The 9,668-nt window shown below is 69.3% G+C and carries 6 protein-coding genes; all 6 read right to left on the minus strand.

Annotated features, from left to right (window positions below):
- Positions 1–1,658: 1,658 nt before the first annotated feature.
- Complete coding sequence (locus F8M74_RS36425) at positions 1,659–3,272, minus strand: fibronectin type III domain-containing protein (RefSeq protein ID WP_228560886.1); 1,614 nt, start codon at positions 3,270–3,272, stop codon at positions 1,659–1,661.
- 150 nt (positions 3,273–3,422) lie between these two features.
- Positions 3,423–4,787 carry a hypothetical protein gene (locus F8M74_RS36430; RefSeq protein ID WP_141258901.1) on the minus strand — a complete coding sequence of 455 codons (1,365 nt, stop codon included), beginning with the start codon at positions 4,785–4,787 and terminating at the stop codon, positions 3,423–3,425.
- A 311-nt stretch (positions 4,788–5,098) separates the two neighbouring features.
- Positions 5,099–6,325 carry an ROK family transcriptional regulator gene (locus F8M74_RS36440; protein WP_141258902.1) on the minus strand — a complete coding sequence of 409 codons (1,227 nt, stop codon included), beginning with the start codon at positions 6,323–6,325 and terminating at the stop codon, positions 5,099–5,101.
- Between the two features lie 40 nt (positions 6,326–6,365).
- Positions 6,366–6,605 carry a hypothetical protein gene (locus tag F8M74_RS36445; protein ID WP_228560884.1) on the minus strand — a complete coding sequence of 80 codons (240 nt, stop codon included), beginning with the start codon at positions 6,603–6,605 and terminating at the stop codon, positions 6,366–6,368.
- Between the two features lie 92 nt (positions 6,606–6,697).
- The gene (locus tag F8M74_RS36450; RefSeq protein WP_141258903.1) at positions 6,698–8,707 is read right to left on the minus strand and encodes a TonB-dependent siderophore receptor; all 2,010 of its coding nucleotides are present in this window, start codon (positions 8,705–8,707) and stop codon (positions 6,698–6,700) included.
- Positions 8,708–8,760: 53 nt separating this feature from the next.
- Positions 8,761–9,668: PEGA domain-containing protein (locus tag F8M74_RS36455; protein ID WP_163884736.1), on the minus strand; the 908-nt coding region annotated here is incomplete at its 5' end.

Below are 9,668 nucleotides of genomic sequence, written 5' to 3' on the forward strand. Positions count from 1 at the left end.
AAGATCGTCGGCAGCGTCAGATGTGTATAAGAGCCAGGGCGCGGAGGGGCTGCTGGCGGACAGCTGGGGGGCCGAGGCGAAGCAGCGACTGTCCTCGGCCTTCGCGGCCACGGGCAGCCCCCTGGCGGGGGACATGGCCGGCCGGGTGGGGCAGGTGTTGGATGCCTATGCCAGCAGTTGGGCGCGGCAGCACACCGACGCGTGCGAGGCCACGCGCCTGCACGAGGTGCAGCCGGAGGCGCTGTTCACCCAGCGCGTGGTGTGTCTGGAGCGGCGGCACAAGGATTTGCGTGCGCTGGTGGGCGCCCTGTCCCAGGTGGACAAGGCAGGCGTGGAGAAGGCGCTGGACGCGGCGTACGCGCTGCCTTCGCCCGAGGACTGCGCGGATGTGGAGGCCCTGGCGAGCCAGCAGCCCCGGCCCGCGGACCCGGCAATGCGCGCGGAGCTGGAGTCATTGGAGGGCGCGCTGTCGGAGGTGAAGGCGCTGGTGGACACCAGCCGCTATCCCCAGGCGCTGGCGGCGGTGAACGCGGTGGAGTCGCGGGTGTTGGCCGCGCGGTACGCGCCGCTGACGGCGGAGCTGCGCTTCCACCAGGGATGGCTCCAGGCCGTGCTGGGGGAGAAGGAGAAGGGCGCGGGGCTGCTGGAGCAGGCCGTCTATGACGCTACGTCGGGCCGGGCGGACCGGCTGGAGGTCTCCATTCTCAACAAGTTGCTCTACGTGGAAGGGGAGCGCGAGCGCTTCGAGCACGCCTCTCAATGGGCACGCCTGGGCAAGGCGACCCTCCAGCGGCTGGGCGGGGACGCGGTGCTGCGGGGCGACCTGCTGGTGAACGAGGCCAACCTCGCGTTGATGCGCGGTCGGACGGAAGACGCCCGGGCGTTGCTGGAGGAAGCCAACACCGTGCTGGCGGACGCGCTGGTGCCGGGCCATTCGAAGCGCGCGCGGGTGACGTTCTCACTGGGGCGGGTGCTGCTGGAGGTGGGGGCCTTCCCGGAGGCCGTGCGGGTGATGGAGGAGGCGTTGCGCCAGACGGAGGCGGCGGTGGGGTCTCGGCACCTGGACGTGGCTCGGCGCCACCAGGGCCTGTCCATGGCGCTGCGCGAGCAGCGGGAGTTCGCGCGGGCCTTGGCGCATGCCCAGGCCTCCGTGGCGCTGCACCGCGAGCTGCTGGGCGACAGTCACCTGAAGCTGGCGGAGGCGCTCGACGAGGAGGGCATGAGCCTGCTCGCGCTGGGCCGTCACGAAGAGGCGCTGAAAGTCTATGAGGCGGCGCTGGCGGTGAAGCGCGCCCAACTGGGGCTCGACGACGAGGACCTCCAGTACTCCTACGACGGCGTGGGGCAGGCCCTGCTGGGACTGGGGCGCACGCGCGAGGCGCTGGCGCCGCTGCGCAAGGCGGTGGCCTTCACGGGCGCGCAGGAGGACTCGCTGGGGGAGTCGGGCTTCGCGCTCGCGCGGGCGCTGTGGAAGGAAGGGCAGGGCGCGGAAGCGCGGACCGAGGCGGCGAAGGCGCGTGAGCGCTTCACGGCCTCGGGCCGGACGCTCCAGGCCGAGGCGGTGCGGGCGTGGTTGGACGCGCTGCCTCCGGAGACGAAGGCGAAGCCCGCCCGTCCCCAGCAGCGGAGGCGCCGCTAGGGACGGGAGGTGCAGTGGCTCACGGTGTGGTGAAGAGGGAGCTGATGGTGTCCGCCGTGTGGAGGGGCAGCTTCTCGAAGATGGTGAAGGGCTCTCGCGTCACCTCCTGATGCGGGCTGTCCAGGGCCGTGACCTTCACCGAATAGATGGCGTCGGGCGCCAGCGTTCCCACGGGCAGCCGGACTTCGGTGGCCGTGCCCGGCAGGTAGAGGGTCGTCTGGGTCGACGCGCTGGTGTTGACGTAGCGAATCAGGCTCACCCGATAGGCGGTGGGCGCGCCGTTCGCGGGTGGCTGCCAGGTGATGATGGGGCTGGTGTTGCCCACCACGCGCTGGGACGTCGCCGGAATGCCGTCGATGGACAGCGCGCGCGGAGGCGTCAGCGCGGGCGTGATGGGGCTCGCCACCAGGTTCTCCACATAGTCCGACGTCAGGAGCGAGCCCGTCACGCTTCGCGTGATGGTGGTGTCGCCCGGCAGGGGCTCCAGGATACGGTACTGATAGGTGGCGGTGCCCACGGGGCGCCACGACGAAGGGTAGGGGTTTCCATACGGCAGCCGGTCAGCGATCGTGTGCGAGGTGCCAGGCGGGAGCAGGAGGCTGAAGAGCTCCCCCGAGTAGCCGACCCAGCCCTCCTGGGGGCCGTGGGCCGAGGGCTCGATGTAGAAGGTCGGCATGCGCGCCGTCGCGGCGGGGTGGATTTCGGTGGCGACGGAGGCGTAGTTGCCCAGACGCCACTCAAAGGAGACGTCCGTCATGGGGACGTCCTGCATGGCGCCGATGATGACGAGCGGCGTCACCCCATCCGCGGTGAAGTTGAGGGCAGGCAGTTGCGCGCTGCGGACGAGGGCCGAGGCGACCAGGGGTTCACCGTTCGGAAGCGGGGCTCCGAAGACGTTCGTGAGTTGATTCACGTACAGCCGGTCCCCTTTCGCCGCCTCGAAGACGGGGAAGTTGCCCGACAGGCCGTAGGCCTGCGCGTCCTGCGCGTCCAGTTGCGTCTGGCCCGCGGCGACGTAGTCGTTGATGAACACCTCCGCCGAGAGGTCGACCTGCCCGGAGACAATCTGCAGCCGGCTGCCACCGCTGTACCCGGCGGAAGCCTGCCAGGGGGCGAGGTTCGTGAGGTTCAGGTACGCGGGCGTCAGGTAGTGAGACGTCGCGACGGCGTCCTGACGTCCCAGATAATGACGGCCAATCTCCACACGCCGCTCGTCGGTGACGACATAGGCGCTCCCTGTCTTCAGGTAGTACTCCCCCTGGGGCACGCTGGGAAAGTGGTAGCCCTCCGACGAGGGCGCGCCGGTGTAGCGCGTGAAACCGGTCCGGGTGCGGACGAGCAGCTCGGGAGGATTGGAGGACAGGTCCTTGCTCCGGACCGCGATGCCCACGGACGTGTAGAAGCGCTCGGTGTGGGTGATGATGACGTCGGTCGAGTCGACATCATCCATTTCGCCGGGGGCATGGTCTCCGCCAGTGGGCTGACCCGTCCAGCTTCCGCCCTCCCCTGGGATGCCGTTGGGTGACGCCGGTGGTGGATTGTCTTTGAGTTCGTTGGTGACATCCGGCCCATTGTCGGCACAGCCCGACAAGACAAGGCACATCGAGACACACGCCAGTCCAAGGCGATACATGCGCATGAGTTCCCACGCTGAAAGGTGATGAGGGACAACTGGCGCGGGAGTCTCGGGGAAGTCAGGCGATGTCTGCAACTCAACGCAAGGAAGGTCCATCTTTCCGCCGGGGCTTTAATTCGAAGTCCTGGCGGAAAGTGAAGGTGCTCCTCAGGAATCGTAGCCGTGGTTGCCCTTGAAGACGAGCACCTTGCCGCTGTCTGGATAGAACAGCACCGCCCACGCCTCGTTGTCGTGGCAGTTGTGGCAGGGCACTTCGTACGTCGAAATCCACGCCTGCACTTCGCCGCCGCCCGCAAAGGCATCCACCGCGGCCAGTAGTTGGTCTCCGTCCCGCCAGGGATTGAAGAACAGCACCTGCGACAAGCCGCTGCGGCCGACGAAGCTGCCCGTGTCCGGGTACGGCAGCTGGGGGTTCAGCGCGGTGAGCTTCGCCATGACGGACTGAATCGTCTTGGGCTCGGTGGGGCACTCCGGGATGCTGTACGCGTCCACGGGCTCCAGGTGGTGCCAGCTCATGCCCGTGGAGGTGGAGTTCCACTGGAGGCGCTCCGGCTCCAGGACCGAGGCGTCAATGGCCGTGAGGGCCAGGGGCGAGGTCGCTCCGCCCTCACAGACGCCCGCGTACATGCAGCGGGACACCTGCCGGTAGGTGCCACACGCGGAGAAGTCCAGGGCGCCCTGTGGCTGTGAATAGACGCACGCGTGCACGGAAGGCAGGCAGGGCTGGCTGGGCCAGACCTCGTAGGCGTCGCCGGAGGTGAGCGCCAGCTCGGTGACGCGCGCGACCAGCCGGGCCGTCTTCTGCGCCGTACCGCCGCCGGTGAGCGCGGCGTTGAAGGTGAGCGGCACGGTGTGCGGGTCGATGGCCTGGTAGACGGCCGGGTACCGCCAGTCGAGCAGGAACTGGTCCGCGCTCACGCGGGTGACCGTCGGGGTCCCGTCGGGCGCTGTCACCAGGAGCGAGTTCGCCGCCGCGCTGACGTGCCCCCGGTAGACGAGGACGTCATCACCATTGCGCACGTAGACGGGGTTGACCTCCGTCTCCACGTAGATGCCGCTGGCGCCTCGGAAGTCGTAGAAGCGCGGCGCCACCACGATGCGCGCGGTGTACTGGTTCGGCGTGCCTGTGAAGGTGTTGACGGTGATGAAGAGGGGCAGGCCGGAGAGCACGGTGTTCAGCTCGTGCCCCTCCTTCAGGACGACCTCGAAGCGGCGCTCGCTGATGATGGCCGCCGTGCCGAAGGCGTCGTCCGGGACGAAGCTGAACACGTGCTGCAGGTAGCGGTTCGCGGTGGCGCGCAGGACGAGCGCGCGCTCCCCGTCCCGCTCCTCGAAGGTGCCGAGCGTCTCGAAGCTCAGCTCGAGCGCCCCTTCGGACGCGTAGATGCGGGTGGGCGCCGTGGCCTCGGCGGTGACGACGCCGGTTTCGACCACCGGCTCAGAGGCCGTGTCGGCACAGCCGGGCGCCGCGAACGCGGTGAAACATGCGAGAGCAAGACTGCCAAACTGCATGCGTATCCTCCAGGTTGAAAACCCGTGGATACCACCTCAACATGACATCTCTGTGAAACCCGGCCCCCGAAGCGGGCCGTGGTGGAGGGCTCCAGGGAGAGCGTGCCTTCGTAGAGGTAGATGTGCACGGTGGTGTTGTCCACCGGGATGTCCTGGGACCGGCCCCCTCGTAGAAACCCACGCCCAGGCGCCGCTGGCCCTCCACATATGTGTGAGGGGCGGCGGGGTGCCAGGGCGGTTCACCCGGTTTGCGGCCGGGTGACAGGCGAGGCCCGTCAGGGCCAGGGCCACGGGGAGGATGCGCGGGAGCGTCATGCAGATTTGCCTATGTGTTGGAGGGGGAAGAGGGTTCGGTCACGCAGCGCCGCCTGGAGCACCAGGGTGGCCGCGCCCACGGCGATGGCGCGGTCTCCCAACGCGGAGGTGACGATGCGCGTCTCCGCCATGGAGGTGGACAGCGCCCGCTTGCGCACCGACGCGCGAAGCGGGTCCAGCAGCAGGTCTCCCACCGACGAGATTTCACCGCCGAGCACGACGATGGCGGGGTTGAGCAGGTTCAGCAGACCGGCCACGGCGATGCCCAGGTAGTGCCCGAGCTCGTCGATGACCTGACGCGCTGCCGGCTCACCCGCCCGCGCGCCTTCCACCAGCTCGCGCACCGTGAGGGCACGCTTGTCCTTGCGGCCCATCAACGCCCGCGCCCGCTCCAGCAGGGCCGCGGACCCGATGAGCGTGACGAGGCAGCCACGCAGGCCGCACACGCACTGCGGTCCGGATGAGTCCACCGCGATGTGGCTGATTTCGCCCGCGGTGCCGCCGGCGCCACGGTAGACGTCACCGTGGATGATGTGGCCGGAGCCGATGCCTGTGGCCAGCTTGATGTACGCCAGGTCCTCGCCGTTGACGCCCGCGCCCCAGTAGCACTCCGACAGCGCGCCCAGGTTCGCGTCGTTGTCCACGAACACCGGCAGGCCGAACGCGCTCCGCAGGGACTCCTGCACGTCGTAGTCGCGCCAGGCCGGTACCAGCAGCGGGGACAGCTTTCCGGGCGCGGCCGGGTGGACGGGACTGGGCACGGCGATGCCCATGCCCGCCACCGAGCGGCGCGGTACGCGTTCGGCGTCCAGGACCTCCTGGACCAGCTCGCGCACCTTCTGGAGCGTGCCCTTGGGGTCCTCGCGGACGGCATGGCTGGCGTGCCGGTACGCGCGCACCCGTCCTCGGAGGTCGGTGAGCGCGGCCGTCACATGGGTGGAGCCCATCTCCACGCCGATGAGGCTGAACGCGTCATCGCAGAAGCCGATGAGGGTGGGGCGCCGGCCGCCCCGGGACACCCCGGCGCCAATGCTGCGCACCAGGCCGGAGCGCTCCAGGTCCGCCACGATGGCGGAGACGGTCGACGGACTGAGCTCCGTCCGCCGGGCGATTTCCGCCCGGGAAATCTGGCGCTCGCGCCAGATCATATTGAGCAGCAGGCTGCTGTTCTGCGCGCGCATGCCCGCCGCATCGACCGTCGTCACCGCCGTTCCCACTCGCATCGTCCTCTCGCTCCGTTCCGCCGCGAGGAGGGGGTGGGTGTCAGTGCCAGTGGATGTCGTCGATGAAGAAGACGAGCGGAGTCGTCCTTCCATCGGCGGTCCATCCGAAGCCACCCACCACCTGTCCATACCGGACGCGGCTGATGTCGATTGTGTACTGGGTCGGGGTGGTGGTGAGCGCCACGTTCTCGACTTTCACCTCGAAACCGTCCGCGGCGTTCATTCCCACCATGAAGGAGACAACTTCGCCGCCCTCCGTACCCCAGGCGTAGAAGGGCACGGTGTTGGCGCCGTCTGTGACGCTGCAAAGGCAGACGGCCCACCCTCCCGAGGGAAGGTGGGCCGTGGCGGACGTCAGGTTTGGAGGTGCTGTTATTCGTCGCTGACAGGGTCCAGCAGGTAGCTGACGCGCACCATGAACTCGCGGGAGAAGACAGGCATGGGCGCGTGGCCGCCGTTGTAGGGCTGGGCGATGCGGAAGTTCGTGCCGGTCAGGTTGTAGACGCCCGCGCCAATCTCCAGCCCGCGCGTGCCCACGTCCTGCGCGCGCACGAAGAGGTTGAGCAGCAGTTGCGTGGGTAACTCCTCCACCGCCGCGTTGCCCTCGTCATCCGGCACGTCCACGGCGTAGCGCTTGCCCACGAGGACGGCGGTGGGGCTGACGGTGAGCCAGGGCATCACTTTGATGCTGCCGGTGAGCGCGGCCTTGTGAGTGGGCATGCCCGTGAAGGCGTTGGGCTGTCCGGGGACCTGGTAGTCCTCCACGTCATTGCGGCCTGACGGCGTGTAGAACGAATAGTTGAGGGCGGCGCGGCCCCAACTTCCACGCACGTGGTAGTCCAGCTCGACGCCGCGGCTGCCCAGGCGCCCGAGGTTCCGGTAGGCCTCCGTGTTCGTCGCCGCGTCGTACGAGTAGATGATGGGGTCCGCCACGCCCATGTCGAAGGCGTTGGCGCTCAGCGCGTGGCCTTCTCCCATGCGCAGCGTGCCCTCCAGCTCGAGCACGGTGGTGCGCTCGGGGCGGACGTCGGCGCCCAGGCTGATGTTCTCGATGCTCGGTGCGCGGAAGGCGCGGCTGAACAGGGCCTTGCCGCTGAACGGCCCGAAGCTGCGCAGCAGCACCAGCCGCGGCACGAAGGACTCACCGAAGGCGCTGTGGTTCTCCACGCGCGCGCCCGCCACCACGTTGACGAACGGATTGGCGGAGAAGGCCTCCACGAAGCCCGCCAGATTCACGTAGGAGACGCTGTCGGCCTCCTCGGGGCCGAAGCCCGTCTGGAGGCCCACGCCCACCGGGCCGTTGACCCACCCCTGGTCGGACGTCACATCCACGCCGCCGGTGAGCTGCAGCCAGTCCAGCGCCGCCCAGCGCGCCAGCGTCCGCCCTCGCAGGCGCAGCACCTGCTTGTCGTAGAAGAAGGGCGAATCCTGGTCCGAGTCACTGAAGGGCTTGGAGAAGGTGAGGTTGAGGCGGGGGATGATTTCCACCCGCTCGTCCGGGCGGAACCTGTCGCTCAGCTCCGCGTGGAGGGACTCGAAGTTGGTGGGCGCGGGCGCTTCCAACACCTCGTCGAAGGCGACGATGGCGGAGGTGCCATAGCGCTGGTACAGCACGCTGAGCTGCAGGTCCTTGTAGCCCACGCCTGCCTGCACCATCGTCGGGTCCAGCCGCGAGTTGCCACCCAACTGCGCGGAGTTGCCGAAGAAGTCATGGAAGACGCCGCTGCTGCGCTGGGCTTGCGACAGCCCGGCGGACGCGAAGATGCTCAGGCCCGGCGCGGACTCGAACACCTTGCGGCCGGAGACGGTGAGCCCCCGCCGGCCGTTCACGCTGCCCATCTGCCCGTACATGCCGGACACCATCAGGTCCGTGCTGCCCTGGACGCCGCGCGTGACGACGTTGATGACGGCGAGCTCCGCGTTGCCGCCGTAGATGACGGAGCCGGGGCCGCGCACCACTTCGATGCGTTCGATGAGCTCGATGGGGAATTCGTTGCCCAACTGCATCGTGGAGTAGAGCTGCTCGTTCATCTCCTTGCCGTCCACGACGAGCAGCACCTTGCCCTCGTAGCCCCACAGGCCGCGGAAGCCGGGGCCGACCGCGCCCTGGGTGTCCACGCCGAAGAAGAAGCCCGGAATCTGCAGCAGCAGGTCCATCAAGTCGCGGGCGCCGGAGTTGCGAATCTCCTCCGCGTTCATCGCCGTGACGACGGCGGGGGACTCCTGGAGCCGGGTGACGGCGAAGGAGGCCACCTGGCTGTGAACCTCCGGCTCCTCATCACCCAGGTTCCCCGCGTCGGTGTCCTGGGCGAGCGCAGGACTGGCGCACAGGAGGAGCAGGGCTCCGATTGAAGGTTCGGACCACTTACGGCAGCGGCGCATATCGACCTCGATGCGGAAAGGGAGCGCGGCTCGCCGCGCGAACAGCCTTCAGGTCAGCGGATGCGGACGGCGGTGCTCTGGTCCGCCACGACGTCGACGGTCAGCTTCCGCTTCACCACGCCATTGACGCGGACCTCCAGGCGCGCGGGCCCCACGGGAAGTCCCTGGGCGACGAGCGGCGGGAAGCCATACGGCCGGTTGTTGATCCACACCTCGCCGTAGAGGCCGGGAGACGTCACATCCAGGCGGCCCTTGCCCGTCGCCGTGGGGGCGGCGGTGGCCACGGACGGCTCGGCGGTGGGCGGCGATTCGGCGCGCGCCGCGGTGGCAGCGGGGCTGGTAGCGGCGGGAGGCGGCGCCTCCACGGAGGCTGGTGCGGTCGCCGTGGGCCTTGGCGCGGGAGCGAGCTCGGCGGAGAGGTCGCGGTTGAGGGAGCGCACGTCGTCCTCGCCCAACTCCACAGTCTCCTCGGCCAGCGTGCGCTCACCCTGCGCGAGCGCCACGCGGTACGTCCCCGCGCGCAGCGGCAGCCGCGCCGGCGTGAGGTCCATGGGCTTGCCGTCCACCCGCACCATCAGCCCGGGGGGCGTGGACGTCACCAGCAGCAAGCCGCCGCGTGTCTCGTCCGCGGAAGTGGACTCCTGGCGAGGCTGAGCCCGGGCCGTACCTCGCGCCGGACGCGTGCGCTGGACGGAGCGGGTGGGAGCCGGCGTGGGCTCGCGTTGGGCACGGGCCTGCTCGCCTTGCTGACGCGCCTGCTCTCGCGTTCGCAATTCGGCCGCGATGCGCAGCAGCTCCACGAGGTCGCCCTGGTCGCCCTTGCGCAGCCGCAGCGCCTCCGTGAAGTCGGAGACGGCCGTGTCGTAGTCGCGGTGCTCCAGCGCGGCCAGGCCCGCGGCGCGGCGGGCCCGGGCCAGGCCCTCGTTCGGGTCCTCTCGCGGTGGTTCCTCGGGCGGGGTGG

It is taken from the genome of Myxococcus sp. CA023, assembly GCF_010998615.1.
Taxonomy (GTDB): Bacteria; Myxococcota; Myxococcia; order Myxococcales; family Myxococcaceae; genus Myxococcus.

What these genes read in the sequence shown, in the direction of transcription:
- F8M74_RS36450 (WP_141258903.1), bottom strand. Translation starts at nt 8,707, where the DNA reads ATGCGCCGCTGCCGTAAGTGGTCCGAACCTTCAATCGGAGCCCTGCTC.
- F8M74_RS36425 (WP_228560886.1), bottom strand. Translation starts at nt 3,272, where the DNA reads ATGTATCGCCTTGGACTGGCGTGTGTCTCGATGTGCCTTGTCTTGTCG.
- F8M74_RS36430 (WP_141258901.1), bottom strand. Translation starts at nt 4,787, where the DNA reads ATGCAGTTTGGCAGTCTTGCTCTCGCATGTTTCACCGCGTTCGCGGCG.
- F8M74_RS36440 (WP_141258902.1), bottom strand. Translation starts at nt 6,325, where the DNA reads ATGCGAGTGGGAACGGCGGTGACGACGGTCGATGCGGCGGGCATGCGC.